The following is a 25001-nucleotide window of genomic DNA, read 5'->3' as shown; positions in this document are numbered from 1 at the left end:
ATGAATAACCAATTGTTGATATATTTTATTCTGGTTCCGCTTACAGGGTTTATCCTGAGTACGTTTTTTCCAAACAGGCAGGAGAAAATCATCTTCGGAGTAACTATCACCACCATTGTTGGGCATCTCGTTCTGGGTAGTGTCTTTACCATTGTTTGGCTGATGAACGGAGCCCCGGGTATTTTTTATAAAGGTATTGACCTTTATGCAACCCATGAGTCTCATTTTTCAATCAATTTTTACTTCGATAAAATAACCGTAGTTTACGGAATGGTTACCAGTGCCATCACTTTTCTGGTAAGCGTTTTCAGCAGATACTACATGCACCGTGAGAGAGGCTTCAAACGCTTTTTTAATACTATTCTGTTTTTTTATCTGGGTATCAATTTCATTATTTTTTCAGGCAATTTCGAAACCATGTTTATTGGTTGGGAAATCATAGGTATTGCTTCGTTTTTGTTGATTTCTTATTACCGCGACCGCTACCTGCCTGTTAAAAATGCGCTTAAGGTAGTGTCTTTTTATCGCCTTGCAGATATTTTCCTTTTGTTGGGTATATGGTTTTGCCATCATGTGTTTGAGAGAAGCATTACCTTTCAGGAGCTTTATTCGCTTGAAAGCAGGCATATTGAGATTCTCCATGACAAATCTTTTCAACTGATTATCCCGCTTGTATTTCTGGTGGTAGCGCTGGTAAAATCGGCTCAGTTTCCGTTTTCTTCATGGTTACCGCGTGCCATGGAAGGCCCAACCACATCAAGCGCTATTTTTTATGGCTCGCTATCAGTTCACATCGGCGTTTTTCTGATGCTGAGAACTTACCCCTTGTGGGAAGAAAACACAACCTTTAAAATCATTGTCATCATTTTTGGTTTGTTTACGTCATTGATAGCCACAGGTATTGGCAGGGTTCAATCTACAGTTAAGACCCAGATAGCCTACTCTTCTATAGCACAAATAGGCATAATGTTTATTGAAGTAGCTTTAGGTTGGCATTGGCTTGTGCTTATCCACTTTGTGGGTAATACTTTTCTTCGTACCTACCAGTTGCTGGTATCCCCTTCGGTGCTTAGCTATCTGATACACGACCAGTTCTTTAACTTTATTAAGCCTCAGACCGACATGAAAGATAACTTCTGGGGAAAAATAAAAATGAGTTTTTATGTACTCTGCATTAAAGAATGGAATCTGGACGCCCTGATGTTTAAAACACTCTGGAACCCGCTTAAGAAACTGGGCCGGGCATTTGCCACCTTTGGGTTTAAAGACATTTACTTCTTTTTTATACCGGTTTATCTGATTGGCCTCTATCTGGTGTATCATGAAGATATCATATCAAAAGAACTGATGGGCGCACTGCCTATACTTTTTGCGGTGCTTGGCCTGATCATGTCTCTCAGGGCATTTGCCAAAAGGTCAGACGCCCGCCGTGCGTGGTCTTTGGTAATCATAAATCAGCTATTTACCTCGCTTTCTATTGCTTTTAATGAGCAATTTGAGTTCAGCCAGATTCATCTTTACCTGAGTGGCATCTTCTTGTCGGCCATAATTGGTTTCTCATGCATGCAGTTTCTTATCAGCAAAAAAGAATCAATCAGCCTGGACACCTACCATGGGCATTCATATACATATCCGGGGCTGGCTTTTGTATTTCTGTTGGCTTGCCTTGGTATTTCAGGATTCCCCATCACTCCTACGTTTATCGGAGAAGACATCATACTGGGCCATGTAGGTAAAAACCAATACCTGCTCATTGCCTTAACCGCACTAAGTCTGATTCTTGACGGCCTTGCCATTTTCAGAATCTACGCAAGGGTGTTTATGGGGCCGCATTATAAAATTAATCATGAAGTAGCCTATCGATCATCTTAAAATAACCCTGACTGTTACTGTACAAAATTTTCAATTACTGGCAGGCAATGGCCTGCTGATTAAAACTACAAGAATATGAGCAAAGTAAAAGAAAAACTAAAACTACCCCTGGACGGCCTTGCCGGACTGAAAGAAAACTGGTCAACAGATGCCATTTCCGGATTCATCGTATTTCTATTGGCGCTTCCGCTTAGTCTTGGTATTGCCAAAGCGTCGGAGTTCCCACCAATTATGGGGCTTGTATCAGCCATCATTGGTGGTATAGTAGTAAGTTTCTTAATGGGTGCCAGGTTAACAATTAAAGGACCTGCAGCCGGTTTGATAGTAATTGTTGCCGGAGCTGTAGGTGAATTTGGCGGTGGAGAACAAGGCTGGCACCTGGCTCTTGGAGCCATGGTTATTGCTGGTATTATCCAGATACTTTTCGGTGTATTAAAGCTGGGCAAACTGGCTGATTTTTTCCCGCTTTCGGCCATACATGGTATGCTGGCCGCTATTGGTCTTATTATTATTGCCAAACAGATTCCGGTTTTGCTTGATGTAGACCCGGCCATGACCAAAGGAAAAGGCCCGTTTGCGCTATTAGGCAATATTCCAGACTTCCTGATGCACCTTGACCCCAAAGCCACCATTGTAGGCGCGGTAAGTTTGTTTATTATGTTGATATGGCCGTTTATTAACCACCCAATCAAAAAAATTCCGGCACCTTTAATGGTATTAATATTCTCGATTCCTGCCGAGTTGTTGCTTGATTTTCAACATACCGAACCTGCCTATGCGCTGGTTCACCTGGGTAATCTGATGGAAAGCATCAAAGTAAATGTCGATTTCTCTGGTTTTGCCCAAACATCAATGTTTATTAAATACGTTATTATGTTTGCGTTGGTGGGTTCTCTTGAATCTCTGCTAACTGTAAAGGCTATAGATATCCTTGACCCATACAAACGTAAATCAAACGCAAATAAAGACCTCATAGCTGTTGGTATTGGTAATACCATTGCTGCCGTATTAGGTGGCTTGCCAATGATTTCAGAAGTAGCGCGTAGCTCGGCCAACGTAGCCAATGGCGCAAAAACCCGCTGGGCCAACTTTTTCCATGGTTTCTTTATTCTGGGCTTCGTTTTGTTGGCATCGCACCTGATTGAGTTAATACCTAACACTGCTTTGGCTGCCATGCTTATTACAGTGGGTATCAGATTGGCACATCCGAAAGAATTTGTACAGACCTTCAAAATTGGTAAAGAGCAATTGGCCATTTTCCTTGTTACCATTTTCTTTACTCTTTTTGAAGACCTGTTGGTTGGTATAGCTGCAGGTATTGCGGTAGAAATCATTAATCATATTATCAGCGGAGGAGCGCCGGTGCGTTCTTTATTCAAAGCCCCGGTACAGGTTTCTTTTACTGAAGATACTTATGTGGTTGAAATTGATAAATCGGCAGTATTTACCAATTATCTGGGTATAAAAAGCAAACTGGATGCCATTCCTCCGGGATTCAAAGTATTTATTGATTTGAAAAACACCCAGTTAATTGACCACTCGGTAATGGAAAATCTGGAACACTTCCAACACGATTACGAAAACCTTGGAGATGGCGGAAGTGTAGAAATAATTGGTATTGCAGACCACAAACCTGTATCTTCTCATAAGCTGGCGGCCCGTAAAAAGCCTAAACTGGCCACGGTTGCATAATTTTCTTAACTTTGAAGTTTTATCAGTTGCAGGCTTTAAGAATGCTCACAAGAAACGGTTTCTTGTTGTAACAGTTATCTTAAAGCCTGCTCCTAAATCTCACAAATAATTCTAGCTTTATGAAGTCATCAAAAATAGCCCTAACGGGGCTACTTGTTATCTTATTGCCTGTACTTTCTATGGCACAGGCATTAAAAGATGGAAAACTAACACTGAACGAAGACGGGTCTCGCTATCTGAAATTCACGATCGTAAATCAGACCTGGCTACGCAACACTCAGTTTAATGAGGGTTCAACCATTTTTGGTTATGCCAAAAAAAACGGATGGGACATCGGCATCCGCCGGTTCAGAATGCAGCTTTATGGACAACTGACCGACAGGGTGTTTATTTATACCCAATTGGGAGAAAATAACTTTAATGGCATTCAGGACCGTAAGTTTGGCTTTTTTGTTCATGACGCCATTGGAGAGTATGCCCTTGTAAAGAATAAATTCTCTTTAGGTGGTGGCTTAACTGCCTGGAGTGGTCTGGCACGTTTTGCCTCTCCGTCAGTTGGTAGTATTCTGGGTGTTGATGCCCCGCTTTATCAGCAATCAACCAACGATGTTACTGACCAGTTTCTTAGAAAACTGGCGGTTTATGCCAAAGGTAAATTAGGTAAGTTTGATTACCGCGTGGTGTTGTCTGACCCGATGGCTTTTCAGAAAGCATCTTCTTACAGTGCTGTTATCAGCCCCGACATCGCCAATTTTTCATCAAAACCTCCTAAATTTCAATGGAACGGGTATTTTCAGTGGCAATTTCTTGACCAGGAGTCAAACCTTACTCCCTATATGACAGGCACTTACCTGGGCAAAAAAAAGGTGTTTAATATAGGAGCAGGTTTTGTTTATCAGCCTAAAGCTATGTGGACAATGGCCGCCAACAAAGTAGATACCGTTGAAACAAATATGGTACAGCTTTCTCTGGACGCTTTTTATGATGCACCGGTAAGTGAAGACGGCCAGGCCATCAGCGCTTATGCATCTGTGGGGCATTTTGATTTCGGCAAAAATTATATACGCAATATTGCAGCCATGAACCCTACCAATGGCACCACGATGAAAAATGTAATCAATGGGTCGGGTAATGGTTTTCCGGGGTATGGAACCGGAAACGTGATTTACGCGCAGGTAGGTTATAAGCTGAAAGATAACCTGATAGGCAAAACCACACTAATGCCTTATGTTTCTTTACAACATGCCAATTATGAACGGCTGAATCAGGGGATGAACTACTGGGACTTTGGTGTAAACTGGCTGCTGAATGGACATACATCTAAGTTGACACTGGCGTACCAGAATCGCCCGATATTCCTGACTGATGCCAATGGCAAAGGAGAGTTCAGCAACCGCAAAGGCTCTACAATTATACAGTATCAGGTATTTTTTAATTAACAGTGATCCGACCGCATACTTTAAAGCCCCTCGCCTATCTGAGGGGCTTTTGTTGTTAATAGCCCATGTTAATTTCTGATTAAGGCAGATTTTAAATTCTTTATTGAAGATTAAACTGCTACTGAATTGTACTATTCCGCAAAAAAATTATATTTGCTAAAAAACCCAGCAGATAATGGTTTTGCCTCAATGCCCTCATTGCGATTCGGCCAGCATTTCCAGAAACGGGATTGTGAAGGAAAAACAACGATACAAATGCAAAGACTGCGGGTATAACTTTACCCTTGAAAAAAAAGGAAGAAACCTGGATGGTTATCTGGTAACCAAAGCACTGCAATTGTATCTGGACGGTGTAAGTTTCAGAGAAATTGAGAGGCTTTTGGGTGTAAGCCATGTTACGGTTATGAATTGGGTAGAAAAATACAAGATTATGATTCCGGACCACCCCAATGATTACAAGCCAACCTCTTCCGTAGTTACACATGAAGAATTACTGGCCTATTATAAAGACAAAGAAAACCTGAAAGGTACAGGCACCATAACAACCGAAATTAACGACAGCTATTTGCTCATCAGGTGGGAGCGTTCTAAAAAGACCAAAGAATAATTAATTAAATCTATTCCCTTAACATCTACTCATTTAAAATGTCTGAAAAAAAACAAAGTTTAGGCTACATCATAGGAGCTTCTTCTGTGGGTACGCTTATTGAGTGGTACGACTTTTACATTTTTGGCAGCCTCGCAACTGTTTTAGCCTCCAAGTTTTTCCCAACCGACAACCCCACAGCAGGTTTTCTTAACACCCTGGCTACATTTGCCGCAGGTTTTGTGGTTCGTCCGTTTGGCGCTCTGGTTTTTGGTCGCCTGGGCGATTTAATTGGCCGGAAATACACCTTTATGGTTACTCTGATGTTGATGGGAGGCGCCACTTTTGCTATCGGACTAATACCCAGCTACGAAACCATAGGTGCCTTGGCACCCATACTGGTGCTATTATTAAGGCTGTTACAAGGCCTGGCTTTGGGCGGGGAATACGGCGGTGCCGCCACTTATGTGGCTGAACATTCTCCGGCGCGTCAACGCGGATACTGGACATCCTGGATTCAGACCACGGCTACTGTAGGGCTGTTTGTGTCTCTGGGTGTAATTATGATTACCCGGAAATCAATGACAAAAGAAGCATTTGAAGACTGGGGCTGGCGTTTGCCGTTTCTGGTTTCTATAATTATGGTGTTTGTGTCGTTTCTCATTCGTCGGAATATGTCAGAGTCTCCCCTCTTTGCCAAGGCAAAGGCAGAAGGTAAAACTTCTGCCAACCCATTAAAAGAGTCGTTCGGCAACAGGCTTAATTTCAAGTTTGTGCTACTGGCACTTTTTGGGGCTACCATGGGGCAAGGCGTGGTTTGGTATACAGGCCAGTTTTATGCGCAGAATTTCTTGTTGAAGACCTGTAACATTGATGACGTGCAAGCCAACAGCATTATGATGTGGGCGCTTATAATGGGCACACCGTTTTTTATAGTTTTTGGTGCTTTGTCAGACAAAATCGGACGTAAGGGCATCATGCTGGCAGGTATGTTTCTGGCGGTACTACTTTACAGACCTATTTTTGAAAAGATATATCAGACCGCCAATGTAGCTAATAAAACCGAAATCAATACCACAGATAAAACCACTGTTAAAGTGGAGTTAATGGAAAAAACTCTGGCAGATTCGGTAATTATTACCACCTCTATGCACGACTACGAAGATGGCACTATTATGAAAGAAGTTGCCAGAACCACCATACTGGCCGATAAATCGGTTAATGTACCAAAGGCAGAAGTAAAGAAAACGATAACTCTCAATGATGCTGATAAATGGACATTGGTTTTACTGGTTTTCTGCCTGATAATATTTGTTACCATGGCTTATGGGCCAATTGCCGCTTTTCTGGTTGAAATGTTCCCTACAAAAATCAGGTATTCTTCAATGTCATTGCCTTACCATATCGGCAATGGGGTGTTTGGCGGGTTAATGCCGGCCATTGCTACTTTTCTGGCTACTCAGGCCAATGAAATTAACGCCAAAGCAGCCAATGCCGGCCAAGCTCTGGTAATAGACAAACCCTATCTGCAAGGCTTGTATTACCCCATTATTATAGCTGGGGTCTGCTTTTTTATTGGGCTATTTTATATAAATGGCAAAGACCGGAACATTCATGACTAACCTTTAAGCAACTAACAATGAACGCATTAAGAAAAATATTAGGCATTATCTGGATTGTAATTGGTGTAAGTGCCGGAATCTATCTTATCTATTTTCAGGCTGTACCTCTTTGGAAAACAGGTGGCAACGACCTCGTACCTGCCATTATTTACACTTTTATATTGGCGCCCATTATTTCACTGGGCATGTCTATATTTGGATATTATGCCTGGCAGGGTGATTATAGCACCAAGGACGGCGAAAAATTATGAAAAAACACTGGGTAACTAACCTGAGGGTTATGGCCACACTGACCGTCGTTTTGCTGCATGCAGCAGGATACGGCTCTTTACATGTTAAGAAAATACCGCTGACTGACTGGTGGATTTGCCATATTATTAACGTATTTGGCAGATTTGCCGTGCCAGTATTTGTGATGCTCTCTGGTTATTTACTCATTGTCAAATATGAAGAGCTAAGCAGTTTTATTAAAAAGAGGTTCAGCCGTATATTTGTTCCGTTTCTGATCTGGAGCCTGCTATACATGATATGGTCTAACTTTAAAGGTGTGCCGAGTGAGCGCACTCCCTGGGCCCTGGGCGACTTCATCAGTAAAATACTGGCTGGTAACGGAGGTGGGTCTGGCCACCTGTGGTTTGTGTATATGCTTTTGGGAATATATGCCATTACACCGGTAATTAGCCGTTGGATAAAGGGTACAGAAACCTCGGCGAATCCTTTAACCAAACGTACCGAAATTTTGTATTTCCTGGTTTTATGGTTTACTGGAAATGTAGTTTACACCTTGCTAAACAAGTGGTTTGGTATTGAAATAAAATTTGAGCTCCGGTATTTTTCAGGCTTTATCGGTTACTTTGTATTAGGCTATTGGCTGGGTAATTCAGGCACAATTCTACCAAAAAGCTTACTTATCCTCTCATTTCTGGCTTCTTGGGTGCTAACAGCCTATATTTGTTATGATGTTTCATGGCAGGCCGGCATATATGTTTACGATTACACCGATTACCTCAGCGTGCCTGTTATGCTAATGTCTGTTCTGATGTTCCTGTTGTTCAAACAGCACTATGACAAACCCTTTGCACCCGGAATAATGGCAGAGCTGGATATGAGCAGTTACGGAATGTACCTGGTACATGCTTTGATTTTACGCATACTGTCAAGACAGTTTCATATCAATTTTACCTGGATACATCCTTTAGTAGGAATCGCCGTTCATTTCCTGCTGGGCGCAGTTATCAGTTATCTGATTGTAAAAATAATCAGTAAAATTCCTAAAGCCGGAAGTTGGATTGTAGGGTGATAAACTGCGATATTTGCAATAGTGTACGTTTGTTTCTGGCATTGCGTTCAACCCATTATTATTATTGTTTTAAAATACCCCCTTATTAAATTATGCTTATTCAAACCTTTGAAGAGTACCAGTCCGCCTATGAGGCCAGTGTGCAAGACCCGGAGGGATTCTGGGCTGAAATTGCGGCTAATAATTTTGAATGGAAAAAGCCCTGGAAAAAAGTTTTAGACTGGAATTTTAAAGAACCAAAAATACAATGGTTTGTGGGTGGCAAGCTAAATATTACTGAAAACTGCCTTGACCGCCACGTAAGAGAAAAACCCCAGCAGCCTGCCATTATCTGGGAACCCAACGACCCCAACGAAGATAGCATTACACTTACCTACCGCCAGTTGTTTGACCGCGTATGCGCTTTTGCTAACGTTTTGAAAAGAAACGGGGTTCAGAAAGGCGACAGGGTTTGTATTTATATGCCCATGATACCTGAACTGGCCATTGCCGTGCTGGCTTGTGCGCGTATAGGTGCCATACACTCAGTTGTTTTTGGTGGTTTTTCTGCCTCGTCTATTGCCGACCGCATTAATGACTCGCAATGTGTGGCGGTTATTACCACAGACGGCGCCGTGCGTGGCAACAAAGCCATACCCATGAAAGACACCGTAGATGATGCGCTGATTGGTTGCCCGTCGGTTAAAAAAGTAATTGTGGCTACCCGCACCCGCACTCCTGTAAGTATGATTAAAGGCCGTGATGTATGGTGGGAAGAAGAAGTAAAATATGTAAGCAATGAGTGCCCTGCCGAGGAAATGGATGCCGAAGACCCTTTGTTTATTTTATATACATCAGGCTCAACCGGTAAACCTAAAGGTGTGGTACATACCTGCGGTGGATATATGGTTTATTCTGCCTACACATTTATGAATGTGTTTCAGTATAAGGCTGGCATGGTACATTTTTGTACTGCAGATATTGGCTGGATAACCGGACACTCTTACATTCTCTACGGCCCTTTGGCTTGTGGTGCTATTTCTTTAATGTTTGAAGGCGTGCCTACTTACCCCGATGCCGGCCGTATGTGGGACATTGTGGACAAACACCGTGTAAATATACTTTATACAGCGCCAACGGCCATTCGCTCGTTAATGGGCTTTGGCCCCGAATACGTTGACAGTAAAGACCTTAGCTCATTAAAAGTTCTTGGTTCGGTAGGTGAACCCATTAATGAGGAGGCCTGGCATTGGTACTCAAAAAACATAGGTAAAGATAAATGCCCGGTGGTTGACACCTGGTGGCAAACCGAAACCGGGGGTATTATGATATCGGCACTGGCAGGCATTACCCCGCTTAAACCCGCCTGGGCTTCTCTTCCACTGCCTGGTATTCAAATGATGCTGGTTGATGAAAACGGCAACGAGATACTCGGTGGCAATGTAAGCGGCAACCTTTGTATTAAATTCCCGTGGCCTTCTACTATCCGTACCACCTGGGGTGACCATGAGCGTTGCCGAACCAATTACTTCTCGGCCTACCCTGATCTGTATTTTACCGGCGATGGCGCTATGCGTGATGAAAACGGATTTTACCGGATTACCGGCCGGGTTGATGATGTCTTGAATGTATCTGGCCATAGGATAGGCACCGCAGAAGTTGAAAACGCCATTAATATGCATACAGGTGTGGTTGAATCGGCGGTGGTAGGATACCCGCACGATATTAAAGGACAAGGCATCTACGCATACGTCATTTGTGAGAGCCATCTGAACGACCTCGATTTGACAAGAAGAGATATATTGGCAACGGTATCGCGCGTTATTGGCCCCATTGCCAAGCCAGATAAAATACAATTTGTAAGTGGTTTACCTAAAACGCGTTCGGGTAAGATTATGCGCCGTATTCTACGCAAAATAGCAGAAGGGGAAACCTCAAATCTGGGCGATATCTCTACCCTGCTCGACCCAAGCGTGGTGCAGGAAATTAAGGAAGGAGCGCAAGGCATGAAGTAATACCGGTTTGTTAGGCAATTCCATTGGGGCAATTCCATTGGGGATAATCGCTCCACCAAACACGGATTAATTTATTTTGCTAAAGAAAAGGTCGCCTCATTGTTGTGAAGGCGACCTTTTATCATTTTTAAAACAGCAGAATTACGAAACTGGGGGCTAATCACTCCAATTTAATCGAAAGACAACTCCCCCATTACAAATACGGTTCTCGGCATTTTTCGTTCTATAATTTCTCTTATCGCAGGCGCCCTTTTCCAACGTCTGGGGCAACGGTCGAATACGTTTTTAGCTCGCTGATAAATAGCTGAATTGGTTTCATTCCAAGACATTACACTAGCTAAAACCTGAGCTGATTGATAAGAATCCGGATATGCTTTCGCAAATTCAACACATATACTATCCCTAAGAATTGATTCTTGTTTTTCCCTTTCTTCAACATTTTTTGATAATAGAATAACTTTTTCTCCCGGTCTACGGTATTCAGGATATTCCTGTATAACACTATTTCGCTTCATAGAAAAAGAAAAGCTAAGTATTCGCCTAATTAACTCCTGACCCTCTTCATTCAATTTAGAATTTTTCACTTCACTTGCGTATATATGACTATCTGAATAAATTGAGAATTTTGCTGGTTCGAGCATAAAAGAAAATCGATTATCGCCTTCATATAATTCATAGCTACTTTCAGATATATATGCGTAAACCGGGTATTTGAGCTTTTTAGAGAATTGAAATACACCTGCCTTAACCTGAGTAGAATCAAGAATTCTTTGCCCTTGCACATCATAGGATAAGTAAACCCAGGAACCTTCTTCAAGAGATTTAATTTCTCCAGTTAGTCGAAACCTTTGAGCCTGAGCCGATAAATTAAACAATAGCAGAAAAAATATAAACAGTATACGCATAAGGAATGGATATCAGGATAAAATAGTGCTTGATGAATGTGGGAAGTTAGAAAACAATTTTACCGAAAAATTAGTCTTGTCATTTTTCTCATAGCAATTAAAAAATAGAAACTTGCTTCATTACAGCCTGCCGTCAATGTATAGATAAATCTTTCCAATCAATTCTGTGTTCTGTTAATAAATTTCTCAAAAGTTCAGTTTAACAATGCAATTCTAAGGATAAAACTAAATATTCTAACTGAAACAACAGTTAAAAAATTGCACATTCAATGTTATGAAAGTGTGACTTAATAAATGCACATTTTGCATGATTAGCATCCAAACAAAGATGCTCCTTGAAAAGGTCCTACCTCAAAGTAAGTCCTTTTTAAATATATTGACCCACCTAGTAAAACATCATTTTATCCTATTCAATAAAAAAATATTACTAATTTATTTGTCATAACAATTAATTTTATTTTATTTGCATAACAATAATTGTTATAGCAAATATGCCTGTTTATCACAAACTCGGGAAAATACCTGCTAAACGCCATACACAATTCGAAAAGCCGGATAGTGGAGGATTGTATTATGAGCAGTTATTCGGTACCATCGGTTTCGATGGTATGTCTTCTCTGATGTACCATATTCATAGGCCTACGCAGGTAATGCAAATACAGGAAAGCAAGGATATTGCCCCTCGGCTGGCAGCAACAAATCAACTCATGATGCGCAAGCTGATAGGGTTTAATGTAGAACCGAAGGACGATTATCTCGACAGCCGCACACCTCTTTTGGTTAATAAAGATTGCGTTATTGGCCTTGCAGCACCCAGACTACCATTAAGAGATTATTTTTATAAAAATGCCGATGCCGACGAACTACTTTTTATTCATAAAGGTACCGGTACATTGCGCACCCAACTTGGCAATATTGCATTTGAATATGGCGATTACCTGGTTATCCCGCGGGGAGTAATCTATCAGATTGAATTTGATACCACCGACAACCGCATTTTATACGTAGAGTCTCACTCGCCTATATATACACCCAAACGCTACCGCAATTATTTCGGTCAGATGCTTGAACAGGCACCTTTTTGTGAGCGTGATTATAAATTGCCGGAACACCTGGAAACCCATGATGAAAAAGGTGAATTCATCATCAAAATCAAAAAACAGAACCAATTACATAGCCTGATGTACCAATATCATCCCTTCGATGTAGTAGGTTTTGATGGATACAATTATCCATGGGGTTTTTCCATACACAACTTTGAGCCGATAACCGGACGTGTGCATCAACCACCTCCGGTACATCAAACCTTTCAGACAGATGCCTTTGTGGTTTGCTCGTTTTGTCCAAGGTTATATGATTATCACCCGAAAGCAATTCCTGCACCTTATAATCACTCCAATATAGACTCTGATGAAGTGATATACTACGTAGACGGCGATTTCATGAGCCGAAACGACATTGCACACGGGCACATTACGCTTCACCCGGGCGGTATTCCGCATGGGCCACATCCGGGAGCAATGGAACGAAGTATCGGCAAGAAAGAAACGCATGAGCTGGCAGTAATGGTTGATACTTTCAGGCCATTAATGCTGACAGAAGAAGCCTTAAAGCTGGACGACGGAAAATATTTTAATAGCTGGATAGAATAAAAAAACTGACAATTATGCTTCATCAACAAATAAATACGCTGGAACCATCAGAAAGCACCGATTTTCTGCCAATTAACGGCACCGATTACCTGGAACTGTACGTGGGCAACTGCAAGCAGGCAGCGCATTATTATCAATCGGCTTTTGGGTTTCAGCCACTAGCCTATGCAGGGCTGGAAACAGGTTTGAAAGACCGAGAAAGTTACGTTTTGCAGCAGGGTAAAATCCGGCTGGTGCTTACCTCTCCCCTACATGGTGGAACTGAAATTGGTCGACATATTGACAAGCATGGTGACGGTGTAAAAGTAGTAGCGCTATGGGTTGACGATGCCCGCGATGCCTATTATGAAACCATATCTCGCGGTGCCAGACCTTATATGGAGCCCATTGCGGAAACAGATGAAAACGGCACGGTTGTACGTTCGGGTATTCATACCTATGGCGATACCGTGCATATTTTTGTAGAAAGAAGCCAATACAAAGGTGTATTCCTTCCCAATTTCAGGGCTTGGAAACCAGATTACCACCCAAGCCCGGTTGGTTTAAAATACGTTGACCACATGGTGGGCAATGTAGGCTGGAATGAAATGAACGAATGGGTTGATTTTTATGGCCGGGTAATGGGTTTTTCTCAACTGGTGAGCTTTGACGACAAAGATATCTCTACTGAATATACCGCATTGATGAGCAAGGTAATGGCTAACGGTAACGGTCGCATTAAGTTTCCTATCAATGAGCCGGCCGAGGGCAAAAAAAAATCTCAGGTAGAAGAATATCTTGACTTTTACGGCGGCGCCGGTGTGCAGCACCTTGCAGTAGCCACCGACGATATTATTACTACAGTAACCCTCCTTCAAGAGCGCGGAGTTGAGTTTTTGCGCGTGCCGGAAAGCTACTATGAGGAGTTGAAAGGAAGAATTGGCGTTATTGATGAAGAGATAGAACAACTGAAAGCCCTGGGCATATTGGTTGACCGGGATGATGAAGGCTATTTGTTACAGATTTTCACCAAACCCATAGAACCCCGCCCCACCATGTTTTTTGAGATTATTCAAAGAAAAGGTGCCAGGTCTTTCGGAAAAGGTAACTTTAAGGCTCTTTTTGAAGCCATTGAACGAGAACAGGTATTGAGAGGCACTTTGTAACAAAACTCGGAAAAACATGAATCAGTCATATTCGTCCTACACAGCAGAAGACCACCAGATGTGGCGTATGCTGTTTAAAAGACAAACCCTGAAATTACCGCAACTGGCCAGCAAAGATTACTTAGTAGGCATTGAAAAAGCCGGATTTGTGGCTGACCACATACCTGATTTTGAAGAGGAACTGACTCCCCGTCTGCAGGCACTAACAGGCTGGTCGGTAATTGGTGTGCCGGGGCTTGTGCCTATAAAAGAGTTTTTTGAACTGCTGGCCGCCAGAAAGTTTCCGGCTTCTACGTGGTTAAGAAGCCCGGACCAACTGGAATATCTTGAAGAGCCGGATATGTTTCATGATACATTTGGGCATGTACCCTTGCTTACTAATCAGGCATTTTGCGATTTTCTGGCTGAATTCAGTAAAATTGCATTAAAATATATTGAAGACGAAACAGCTGTTAAACTTATGCAACGGCTGTACTGGTACACGGTTGAGTTTGGTTTGATAAAAGAAGACAATCAGTTGAAAATTTATGGAGGTGGTATTTTGTCGTCAAGCGGCGAAAGTGAATATTGCCTGTATAGCCACCTGCCTGAAAGGGTACCCTATAATATCAGAGAAATACTGGCAACTGAAGTAAAGATTGATGAGTACCAGAAGAAGTACTTCATTGTTGATTCTTACGAGCAACTGTATGGTTCACTGCCTCAATTTGAAAAAATTCTGGAGCAACAATTATTAGTGTGTCAATAATTGACGCTTTTTCCTACTTTTGTAAAACATATTATAGCCAAAAAAGATTATTGCAGCATATTCTTTTTAAAGTTTGGTTCAATTTTGCCCAAACCGGAGGTAATCAAAAGAACAGCGTATTTAGCTGCTCAATGCACAAAAGGAAGAACTATATAAAAAATGACACACTCTGACCAACGCTCATACTTTTTTAAAATTGACACTACCATTAAGCGCATCCGCAGCTTTATGCAAAAAGGCCTTACCGATAACGGCATAGACCTAACGGTTGACCAATGGGTAGTGCTTGACCACATTATGCCTAAGCCGGGCATCAGCCAGAACGACCTGGCTGTAGATACCGCCAAAGATGCCCCTACTGTAACCAGAATTTTGGATTTACTGGTAGAGAAAAAGCTAGTGAGACGCCAGATGGCAGACGAAGACAGAAGAAAATTTAATATATACCTGACCGAAGAGGGTGAAAAACTGCACGCACTTGCTTTGGAGGTGATAGGAGAAATCAGACGGAAATCCTGGGACGGGCTGACTAATGCAGATTATGATGAACTGGTAAGAATCATGAACACTATTCATAAAAATGTCAGTTAGGTAGGTACAGGCCTAAAAAAATCAACATGAATTCCTGGTTAGATATAGCAACAGACACAGACTTCTCAATTCATAATCTTCCTTTTGGTATATTTAGTACAGGCAAAAATGCACCACGCGTGGGTGTGCGCATAGGAGATTATGTAATAGACCTGGAGCAAATGCGCCGGCTTGGTCTGCTCGAAATCCCCCGTCATGTTTTTAATCAGACGTACCTCAATACTTTTATTGGTTTAGGCAAAAAGAAAACGGGTGCAATAAGGCTACAACTGCAAGAATGGCTCATAAAACCGAAATCTCCACTCAAAACGCATTTTAATCAGATTTTTCATCCGGTTGCATCCATAAAAATGCATCTACCTGTGCGGGTGGGCGATTATACCGACTTCTATTCAAGTCTTGAACACGCCACTAATGTAGGCAAGCTGTTCAGGCCGGATAACCCACTGGTTGCCAACTGGAAGCACCTGCCCATTGCCTACCATGGCCGAGCAAGCTCAATTGTGGTATCCGGCACACCCATAATCAGGCCCAAAGGGCAAATAATTCCAGCCAATAGCCGTTTACCTATTTTTTCGCCTACCCAAGAACTGGATTTTGAAGTGGAAATTGGAGCAATTATTGGTAGAAATTCTGACTTAGGAGAAAGCATTAGCACCGCAAAGTCCGAAAATTATGTTTTTGGTCTGGTACTTTTTAATGACTGGTCAGCACGTGATATCCAGCGATGGGAATACCAGCCGCTGGGGCCATTTCTTGGTAAAAACTTTGCGTCTTCCATGTCGCCATGGGTTGTAACACTTGAAGCGCTTGAGGATTTCAGGGTAAACACCCCACTGCAAAACCCTCAACCCTTAGAATACCTGCAATTTGATGGTAACCGTAATTTTGATATAGAGCTGGAGGTAGCTTTACAAACCCCCAACCAGAACACATATAGAATTTCAAGTACTAATTACAGGTATATGTACTGGAATCTGGCACAACAAATAGCACATCATACTATAAATGGCTGTAATTTAAAAGTTGGTGACTTATTGGCATCAGGCACTATCAGCGGGCCGACACCCAATAGTTGCGGCTCTATGCTGGAACTAACCTACGGAGGCAGGCAACCCATTAAATTAGACTATAACCAACAGAGAACCTTTCTTGAAGACGGTGATGTGTTGACCATAAAAGGGTTTAGCCAAAAAGATGGGCTGCGGGTGGGATTTGGTGAAGTGAGCGGTAAAATACTTGCAGCCAATTGATTTTTTTGTAATTTACCGCCCTGAATCTAAACGCCAGATACCGCAACTTCATGACAAATACTATAATTCTTATCATTTGTGCGCTGATTCTCATTGCGTATATCTTTGATATATCGGCAAAAAACACAAAAATTCCGGGTGTTATCCTTTTACTCTCGGTAGGAATCATATCGCAGATAATAACCACTTATCTGGGTCTAAAAATACCTAATCTTGAGCCATATCTGCCAGTGGTAGGTACAATAGGCCTGATTCTTATTGTACTGGAGGGCTCGCTGGAGCTTGAAATCACTGCTCAGAAGAGAACCCTTTTTGTATCGACAGTGAAGAGCGCTTTTATTGGCCTGGCGCTTTTTAGCCTTATGCTGGCCACAGGGCTATATTTTCTTATTCATAAGCCTTTTCTTACCTGCCTGATTAACGCAATTCCTCTGGGAATCATCAGCAGTGCCATTGCCATACCCAGTGTAAAAAATCTTGATGCCGAAAGCCGCGAATTTGTCATCTATGAAAGTTCTATTTCTGATATTCTTGGCATCATTTTTTTTAACTTTCTGGTTCTGCACAATACATTCGGGGTGGCAACCTTTACCTCTTTTTTATTTGACATCGTCATTATAGTTGCGCTTTCAATTGTAGCCAGTCTGGCGCTCGGAAGCATGATAAGCAAGCTGAATCACCACATCAAGTATATACCCATTATTACCATCCTGATTCTGTTTTATGTAATTGCCAAAATTTATCACCTGCCCTCTTTGGTGTTGGTTCTTATGTTTGGTTTGTTTCTGAATAATGTAAACCTGATTAAGTTTGACTTTATGAAGAAATGGATAAACAGCGAAACCATTAAAAAAGAGGTGCATTCTTTTGAACACCTGATAGCCGAAGTTACGTTTGTAATCAGGTCATTCTTTTTTATTATGTTCGGCTATTACACCAATCTGAAAGCGGTTCTGAGCGCAAGAGATTTTGTAAATGCCCTGGTTATTCTTGTATTTATATTTGGGGGGCGCTATCTGATTTTCAGATTACTTAAGGTTAAATCTGACCCGCTGTTATTCATTGCCCCCAGAGGACTTATTACTATTTTACTTTTTCTGGCCATACCAGACTCACACCAGATACTTGAGGTAAATAAAGGATTATTAACCCAGGTAATTTTTCTTACAGCCCTTGCCATGATGTTTGGGATGATAAAAACCAGAAACCTTTCAACAAACCAATAATAATTACTGATTAATGCTTACTATTAACCCACTGGATTTAGAACCCAGAATATTTTACAGTTATCTGACCGGCACTGTTGCGCCGCGCCCTATTGCATTGGTAAGCAGTATAGATAATGCCGGCAATGTAAACCTTAGCCCGTTCAGTTTCTTCAATATCATGGGCATTAATCCACCTTTACTTGTATTTGCCCCCAATAACCGAAGCAGAGACAATTCTAAAAAAGATACAGCACTCAATATCAGCGAAGTGCACGAGGTGGTAATAAATATGGTAGATAACAGCATGGTTCAACAGATGTCGTTGTCTAGTGTTGAGTATCCTAAAGGTATAAACGAGTTTATTAAATCAGGCTTTACGCCAGAACCTTCACTACTCATAAGGCCGCCAAGAGTAAAGGAGTCACCGGCTCAGTTTGAGTGCAAGGTGCTTGAAGTACGTGAAATTGGCACCATGAACCTGTTTATCTGCCAGATTATCATGGCTCATTTCGCTGATAACATTATCGGCGAAAACGGACGAATTGATCAACGTAAAACCGATTGGGTTGCACGCCTGGGTGCCGATTGGTATGCGCGTGTGAATGAACCCGCCCTGTTTGAGGTTGAAAAGCCCAATACCAAAATCGGAATCGGTTATGACGCCATACCTGAGCAAATCAGACTTTCAAAAATACTTACCGGTAACCATCTGGGGCAACTTGGTAATACAGAAGTTTTACCATTGCCGGAAGAAATAGAGGCCTACCGTCAGACACCGGCTATTCAAAAGTTTTTTGAAGCGGCCGCCGGAGACATCGCTGCTCTTACTGATTTTCTTCACCATGAAGCTCAAAGACTATTAAGCCTAAACAAAGTAAAGGAGGCCTGGCTGGTGTTATTGCAAAATCTGAATCCTGTTGATCAATAGCCAGTTTGCAGCAGTTTATCAGTAAAGGTCAGTTCAAACCAAATTATTGTTTCTTGCTTCCACCAAACATTTTAAACAAACCGGCTATTATCAGCACAATTACAATCAGTACAATAATAACGCCGGTATTGAAGCCCGCTTCAAAAATACCAACAATAGCATCGCAAGAAGATATACCCAAAACAACACAAATGGCCAATAGATAATTAATCAGTTTCATGATTTTTAAAGTTTAGTGAATTTATTGAAACTGATTAAAAAAGCGTGCCAGCCTATTGGTAGGCGGTTGGAGGTGTTGGCCGCCATCTGAATGACTGGGTGTCAATGGCACACATGGTACACAATATGCCATTGAGGTGGTCATATTCGTGCTGCAGCAATTCAGAGATTGCCCCTTCTACCTGCCAACGCTGTTCCTGCCAGTTTTCATTTCTGTATTTTACCACAAGCGACTGATGACGTTTCACTTTAACGAGCAGATTCGGAAAACTCATGCAATCGTCCCAGAGTTCAAACATATCCAGGCTAAGGTTCTCAAATTCGGGATTAATGATTACAACAGGGCGGTCTATGTTAATGTATATCAGTCGTTTCATTATACCCAATTGCGGGGCAGCAATGCCCCTGCCAAACTGATACTTTGCCCGTATTTCTTCCATTACCTGGTGCAAATCTTTCACCCATTCATGCACAAAAGGCAATTCTTCCTGTTTAACGGGTTCGCAAACTTCATATAAACGGGGGTCGCCCAATAAAAGCAGGTCTTTCAGATGTTTCATTTTACAAATTAATTATTCTGTGCTTCAACCTTGTTTCATAGCCGGTATTTTACTATTTTAACAAATATTAACGTTGTGATAAAAATGAAAAACACAACCTTGACGTTACCATCGGTGCAACAAATATTTTTGCTATGAAAAAAATTTATCTGCTACTCCTCCTACTCCTGGCTGTAGAAAGCTATGGTCAGATTGTTACTGAATTTCCCAGAATTGATGACCAAAGCAGTGACGAAACGGATATCACTAAAGTTGAATTACGTGGTGAATATACTATTATTCATTTCAGATACCAATTAAGCAAGCGCAAAAACCGCCTCTACAGTTTTCCGCTACCTAATCAGGAACAAAAGACCTACACAACTATTTCTTTTAATCCTGATAGTTATCTGAGCGCGAACGGAAAGTATTTCAGATACATAAAATCAGTGGGAATAGTGGAATTGTCTGATGAACAAAGTGAGCAGCGGGTTTATCCGGGCGAAGTATATAAATTCAGTGTTTATTTTGAAAGGCTTGACCCGGGTTTAGAAGTGTTTAATCTTGTTGAGGGTAAAAACCTGCCCGGACAAAAATTGCTTTTCTGGAATTTTAACGGTGTACACATCAAAAATCCTCCAAAAAATGCAACTCGCTCAACAAACCCTGACGTAATACTTACCATCAGAGGCAAATTAATTGATTCCAGAACACAAAAAACAATTAGTGGTAAAGTAACCTATAAAGTAGACAAGGATACGAAAAAAACCGGATTCAAGATAGTGAAACTGAACGAAGGTTTCTCTTTCTCGTTAAAGCCTGATGCATACACTTTTACAGCAACCGCTGCCGGGTATGAAACGGCAGAAACCAGTATTGATTTATCTAAACTCAGGAAAGGTCAGCAGTTTACCCAGGATATTTATCTGAATCCTGTTCCGCCAAAAACGCCTGAAAAAGTTGAACCAAAAGCAATACCGCCACAAGCTGAAACCAAGCCCGCTGAAGCTCCGGCAATTGCTGCCCCCAAAAAAGAACCAGCAAAAGAAGAGTCTGCTCCGGTTAAGGTAGAAGAAAACAAATTCAGGCTTGATAAAGTATATTTTAATACCGGTGAGTCTGGCTTGTTAGACCAATCGTATGAGCAGTTAGATGGCTTACTAAAAATGATGAAGAATAGCCCAACCATGACCATCGTGATTGAAGGCCATACTGATAATGTAGGAGACCCAGCGCAGAACAAACGCTTATCTTTACAGAGGGCTTTTAATGTACGTGAGTATCTGGTTCAGAAAGGAATTGCGGGTAAGCGCATTCAGTTTAAAGGATACGGCGATACAAAACCCATTACAGACAACAGCACTGAGGAGGCAAGAAAGCAAAACCGACGAGTAGAGTTTGTAATTGTAACGCCCTAGAAGGTTCAGGGTTATTGAAGAAAACCTGGAAATAATCAGAAACTGATATTTTCAATGATATCTGATGCTATCATGGCAGTAGTACCTTTAAGCTGAGCGGCTCTGTCACCGGCTAACCCGTGTTCATATACGCCCAGTAAAGCAGCATTTATTGGGGCATAGCCCTGTGCCAGCAGGGCCAGAATCATACCGGTCAGTACATCGCCGCTGCCTCCTTTTGCCATTCCGGCATTACCTGTTGAGTTAAAATAAATTTTACCATCCGGCGAGGCAATTGCGGTAAATGCACCTTTGAGACAAACTATGCACTGGCGCTTTACGGCAAAAGCTGCCAGAAGCTCAAGTTTTTCGTAGTCATTTGCCCAAGTTTTACCAATTAATCTCTGAAATTCCTTCGGATGGGGTGTCAACACAGCACCTGCTGGTATCAGGCTTAATTGATGGTTATCGGCAGCAATGATATTCAATGCATCGGCATCAATAACTAAAGGCACTTTAACATTTTTCAGGATGGCCTCAATCATGCTGGCAGTACCGTGATTTGTACCAATACCACAACCGACACCAATAGCCTGATAATTGTCTAGGGGTGGCATATCTTCCAGTTCTTTCTGATTGCCGGTAGGCAGGCACATGGCTTCCGGCACTGAGGACTGAAGAATTGCATACCCGCAAGCCGGGGTGTACACGCTTATTTTACCAACGCCCGAACGAAGACAGGCCCGGGTAGATAGAACGGCGGCGCCAATCATACCATAACTGCCGGCAATCATTAAAGCATGGCCAAAATTACCTTTATTAGAGAATTTATTTCTTGGTTTTATTAATTGCCTGGCCATTCGGGCATCAGTGTATTCATATCCGGAATCAAACTGACTGATAAATCCGTCATGCAAGCCTATATCAACCACCCACCAATCGCCCACGTAAGCAGCATTTTGAGGAAGAAAAAAAGCAAGTTTGGGCGTCTGAAAAGTAATGGTTTGGTTTGCCATTACAATTACATCATCAGACCCGTTGGGTGAATCAGCAAATAAACCTGACGGAATATCAACTGAAACCAGCTCTGCGCCACTTGTATTAAGACTGCTTACCAGTGTTTTAAGTATCCCTTCAAGAGGCCTTGAAAGCCCGGCCCCTAGTAAAGCATCAATATATAAATAATCAGGATTAATGACCGGCAAGTCGACATCTGTCTTGCATAGCCGGGCATCAATTTTATTAACAAGCCTGCCAAGATTTATTTTAAAGTTATCAGACTTTCGTTCAGAATAATCCATTACAAAAACCTCTACGTCATAACCTGAATGATAGAGCATTCTGGCAATTGCCAGGCCATCTCCACCATTATCACCCAGCCCGCATAAAACCACAATTTTTTTATAAGAAACCGCATATTTGCTTTCAAAGAAATTCACAAATGCACGTGCAGCGCGCTCCATGAGATCTATTGAGGCAATCGGCTCGTTTGCGATGGTGTACTCATCTGCCGCTTTTACATCAGACACATAATTACCATCATTAGTACGTCTTCTTGTCAATAGAATCTTCATAGCTTTTGTGCTTCTAATGAATACCTAACTCTTTTTTAAATTGTGGCCTGATATGGCGTCTCGTCTGCCAACAAGCAACATACTTATTTAAATCAGATTCATTTCAATAGTAAGTGGCTGTACTTTAGAGGCCGATTGAATTAAGTCTGATTTTTTTTCTATTATGAAATCTTCATACATCAACATCATGACATCGTCTTCATAATTTCCAATCTGCTCAATGTTTTCTATGCCGTTCAGATTATTAACAATAAGCCGGAAGAAGTCAACACCGGCACCAAAGGCATGAGGATAACCCCCGCCGAATCTCGGATTAATTTCAGACAAATAATACTGACCATTTACATAAAATAAGTCTATGTCTATGGGCCCGTAAAACTCAAACTTACTTATTACTTTCTTTACAAAATTAACCAGATTGATGTCATTAAAAGATACTGTTTTGATGGCTCCTCCGGCACGCGATTCTATTTTTCGCTTTGAAAATATAGAAACAGGTTTACCGCTTATACAATCAACATAAACATCTACATCCAAGTCAAGGCCTGTCATCAATGGCTGTATAATGTAGTCGGTTTGTGCATTTTCAAGCCTTTGTTTCAGTTCGTTAAGGTCATTAATTTTTGCAGCTCCTATGCTTCCGCTTCCTTTTCTGGGTTTTATAAAAACAGGAAAAGAAATCTCTCCATTATTAAGACCCTCCACAAAATTTTCATAAGTACGGTAAGTCAGAATGGTTGGTATCTGATGCGCTTGTAAATACTCAAACATTCGGTACTTATCATAGCATATACTTGCGGTTTCTTCTGTAGGCACCAAGGGCAAAACACCGTTTTCGATAAATCTATGTCTGTTTTTCCCGAGTATCTCAATTTCAGGGTCAATAAGCGTAGTAATTGCCGAAATACCTTCAGATTGGCACAAATCTAGCAGGTACTCAATGTACTGGCCGTCAGTTATTGCCGGTGGAATAAAATGGCGGTCTGCCGCAAATAAAGCCGGAGCGAATGGATTTTTATCAATTGCTACGATACTTAGGTCTTTTTGAGATTTTCTTAAATCTTTCAGCAGTCTGACTCTCCTGCCCACAGAGCAGAATAATATAGCATTCATTTTTGGTTGGTGATTTTTATACTCAAACTCCATCTTGAATAAAGAAAGCGATTGAATAATCTACATATTGGTTTAAAGATACTCGCCGAATCTGATAATTCAAATCAACTAGTTTCTTAAAAGCAAGAATGTTTGGTGAGTGTAGCCGTAGAGGCTCAAAAAAAGAAGTTAAGGAGTGTTAATTCTTATAAGTTTATCATATTTGGCATGCAATACGCCGGGCATATAATTGATGTATTGATCAATGCTATTACCATTGGCGAGCCATTCAAGGTAAATTGCCGGAGTATTAACACCTGCCAGATGTGAGAAAGGGTATCCGCCTCCGAATCTGGGATTTAAATCAATAACGTAATAGTTATCTCCGGATTTGAGCACATCGCAGTCTAAATTACCGATATGTTTCAAATGGCTTCCTATGCGCTGGCCTATTGATTCGAGCTCACTATTCAGAACCGATACGGCTTTGTCGGTTGAACCGGAGCGCATTCCAATTTTTTTTCTGGCGAAGGTTCCAATATATTCTCCGTTGAGGTTGTTAAGCACATCAATTCCAAATTCTACTCCTGTAATTTTCTCCTGAATCAAAATGGCAGCATCCTCATTTCCACTATTTGCTTTGGCCAGTATTGTTCTTGATAACCGCTTGGTCAGGAGTTGATAGGCTAGTTCAAGTTCTGTGCTATCTTCTGCAATGTCTATTCCAATAGAACCACTTCCCCATCTTGGTTTCAGAATTACCGGAAAACGCAGGCTTCCATTTTCTATCGCATCTTTTGCATCATCCAGACTCACAAAAGTTTGGGGAGACGCCAGCCCCGCCGTCTCAAGAAATCGGATAGTCTGCAACTTATCAAAGGTAATATCAATTACTGAGGCAGAGGAAACAATTACCTGAACATTTATTTTACTAAAAAGCTCCTTTGAAGCCGCCAATAAGGGCAATTCAAGGTCAATGAGAGGGATAACCGCCTTGATATCGTTCTTTTTTACAATTTCAAGAATGGTATCAATATATGTATCATCATAAATAGACGGCACATGAATAGCCACGTCGGCTTCTGCAAGGGCCGCGGCTGTAAGGTTTGAATCGGTAGCGTACACCTTTCCGCTACCTTTTAAGGCCTCCTTAAAATAATTAATCAGATAGTTTCTTCGGCCTGCGCAAGTGAACAAAATATTCATCTTAAATCATTAAAATCAAATATGTTTCCTACACTAATA

Annotated in this window: 21 protein-coding genes and 1 pseudogene; 16 read left to right on the top strand and 6 right to left on the bottom strand. The window is 41.5% G+C overall.

Features of this window, described 5'->3' with window-relative positions; all coding sequences use genetic code 11:
* The 8 genes from MB380_RS08485 (at position 1) to acs (ending at position 10505) form a co-directional block, all read left to right on the top strand.
* Entirely contained in the window at positions 1–1872 is a 1872-nt protein-coding gene (locus MB380_RS08485; protein WP_253534557.1) for a proton-conducting transporter membrane subunit, read from the top strand.
* Between the two features lie 75 nt (positions 1873–1947).
* Positions 1948–3564, top strand: a complete 1617-nt coding sequence (locus tag MB380_RS08480) for a SulP family inorganic anion transporter (RefSeq protein WP_253534556.1) — start codon at positions 1948–1950, stop codon at positions 3562–3564.
* Positions 3565–3683: 119 nt separating this feature from the next.
* Positions 3684–5003: a hypothetical protein gene (locus MB380_RS08475; RefSeq protein ID WP_253534555.1), complete on the top strand. Its 1320-nt coding sequence runs from the start codon at positions 3684–3686 to the stop codon at positions 5001–5003.
* Positions 5004–5178: 175 nt separating this feature from the next.
* Positions 5179–5610, top strand: a complete 432-nt coding sequence (locus MB380_RS08470) for a terminase gpP N-terminus-related DNA-binding protein (protein WP_253534554.1) — start codon at positions 5179–5181, stop codon at positions 5608–5610.
* 38 nt (positions 5611–5648) lie between these two features.
* On the top strand, positions 5649–7211 hold the full coding sequence (locus tag MB380_RS08465) for an MFS transporter (protein WP_253534553.1): 1563 nt from the start codon (positions 5649–5651) through the stop codon (positions 7209–7211).
* 17 nt (positions 7212–7228) lie between these two features.
* On the top strand, positions 7229–7462 hold the full coding sequence (locus MB380_RS08460; protein WP_253534552.1) for a DUF6814 family protein: 234 nt from the start codon (positions 7229–7231) through the stop codon (positions 7460–7462).
* On the top strand, positions 7459–8511 hold the full coding sequence (locus MB380_RS08455) for an acyltransferase (RefSeq protein ID WP_253534550.1): 1053 nt from the start codon (positions 7459–7461) through the stop codon (positions 8509–8511). Before MB380_RS08460 ends, MB380_RS08455 begins: the two co-directional genes overlap by 4 nt.
* Before the next feature lie 92 nt (positions 8512–8603).
* A complete protein-coding gene (acs, locus tag MB380_RS08450) occupies positions 8604–10505 on the top strand; it encodes an acetate--CoA ligase (protein ID WP_253534547.1) in 1902 nt (633 codons plus the stop codon).
* 170 nt (positions 10506–10675) lie between these two features.
* On the opposite strand, the gene MB380_RS08445 is transcribed toward acs, so the two are convergent.
* Complete coding sequence (locus MB380_RS08445; RefSeq protein ID WP_253534546.1) at positions 10676–11410, bottom strand: DUF4369 domain-containing protein; 735 nt, start codon at positions 11408–11410, stop codon at positions 10676–10678.
* A 491-nt stretch (positions 11411–11901) separates the two neighbouring features.
* On the opposite strand from MB380_RS08445, the gene MB380_RS08440 reads away from it, so the two are divergent.
* The 7 genes and pseudogenes from MB380_RS08440 to MB380_RS08410 all read left to right on the top strand — a co-directional run bounded on the left by MB380_RS08440 (position 11902) and on the right by MB380_RS08410 (position 18935).
* Positions 11902–13062: a homogentisate 1,2-dioxygenase gene (locus tag MB380_RS08440; protein ID WP_253534545.1), complete on the top strand. Its 1161-nt coding sequence runs from the start codon at positions 11902–11904 to the stop codon at positions 13060–13062.
* Positions 13063–13076: 14 nt separating this feature from the next.
* Positions 13077–14207: a 4-hydroxyphenylpyruvate dioxygenase gene (gene hppD / locus MB380_RS08435; protein ID WP_253534544.1), complete on the top strand. Its 1131-nt coding sequence runs from the start codon at positions 13077–13079 to the stop codon at positions 14205–14207.
* A gap of 13 nt (positions 14208–14220) precedes the next feature.
* Positions 14221–14955: pseudogene (phhA, locus tag MB380_RS08430) on the top strand (phenylalanine 4-monooxygenase); the annotation flags it as partial.
* Positions 14956–15114: 159 nt separating this feature from the next.
* Positions 15115–15546, top strand: coding sequence for a MarR family winged helix-turn-helix transcriptional regulator (locus tag MB380_RS08425; RefSeq protein ID WP_253534533.1), 432 nt, complete (start codon positions 15115–15117; stop codon positions 15544–15546).
* A gap of 26 nt (positions 15547–15572) precedes the next feature.
* Positions 15573–16799 (top strand): fumarylacetoacetase, encoded by a 1227-nt coding sequence (fahA, locus tag MB380_RS08420; RefSeq protein WP_253534531.1) that lies wholly within the window; start codon positions 15573–15575, stop codon positions 16797–16799.
* A 50-nt stretch (positions 16800–16849) separates the two neighbouring features.
* A complete protein-coding gene (locus MB380_RS08415) occupies positions 16850–18025 on the top strand; it encodes a cation:proton antiporter (RefSeq protein ID WP_253534529.1) in 1176 nt (391 codons plus the stop codon).
* A 13-nt stretch (positions 18026–18038) separates the two neighbouring features.
* Complete coding sequence (locus MB380_RS08410; RefSeq protein ID WP_253534527.1) at positions 18039–18935, top strand: flavin reductase family protein; 897 nt, start codon at positions 18039–18041, stop codon at positions 18933–18935.
* A gap of 43 nt (positions 18936–18978) precedes the next feature.
* On the opposite strand, the gene MB380_RS08405 is transcribed toward MB380_RS08410, so the two are convergent.
* Both MB380_RS08405 and MB380_RS08400 read right to left on the bottom strand, forming a co-directional pair.
* Positions 18979–19155, bottom strand: a complete 177-nt coding sequence (locus MB380_RS08405; protein ID WP_253534526.1) for a hypothetical protein — start codon at positions 19153–19155, stop codon at positions 18979–18981.
* Between the two features lie 52 nt (positions 19156–19207).
* Positions 19208–19714 carry a peptide deformylase gene (locus MB380_RS08400; protein WP_253534524.1) on the bottom strand — a complete coding sequence of 169 codons (507 nt, stop codon included), beginning with the start codon at positions 19712–19714 and terminating at the stop codon, positions 19208–19210.
* Positions 19715–19848: 134 nt separating this feature from the next.
* On the opposite strand from MB380_RS08400, the gene MB380_RS08395 reads away from it, so the two are divergent.
* On the top strand, positions 19849–21111 hold the full coding sequence (locus tag MB380_RS08395; protein WP_253534522.1) for an OmpA family protein: 1263 nt from the start codon (positions 19849–19851) through the stop codon (positions 21109–21111).
* 35 nt (positions 21112–21146) lie between these two features.
* Here the strand turns inward: MB380_RS08395 and MB380_RS08390 are convergent, their stop codons facing one another.
* The 3 genes from MB380_RS08390 to MB380_RS08380 all read right to left on the bottom strand — a co-directional run bounded on the left by MB380_RS08390 (position 21147) and on the right by MB380_RS08380 (position 24962).
* Positions 21147–22664: an NAD(P)H-hydrate dehydratase gene (locus MB380_RS08390; protein WP_253534520.1), complete on the bottom strand. Its 1518-nt coding sequence runs from the start codon at positions 22662–22664 to the stop codon at positions 21147–21149.
* Positions 22665–22751: 87 nt separating this feature from the next.
* Positions 22752–23777, bottom strand: coding sequence for an ATP-grasp domain-containing protein (locus MB380_RS08385; protein ID WP_253534518.1), 1026 nt, complete (start codon positions 23775–23777; stop codon positions 22752–22754).
* Positions 23778–23945: 168 nt separating this feature from the next.
* Positions 23946–24962, bottom strand: a complete 1017-nt coding sequence (locus tag MB380_RS08380; protein ID WP_253534516.1) for an ATP-grasp domain-containing protein — start codon at positions 24960–24962, stop codon at positions 23946–23948.
* Positions 24963–25001: the final 39 nt, after the last annotated feature.

This window comes from Emticicia sp. 21SJ11W-3 (assembly GCF_024138715.1).
GTDB lineage: Bacteria > Bacteroidota > Bacteroidia > Cytophagales > Spirosomataceae > Emticicia > Emticicia fluvialis.
This window is presented reverse-complemented; position numbering and strand designations above follow the sequence as displayed.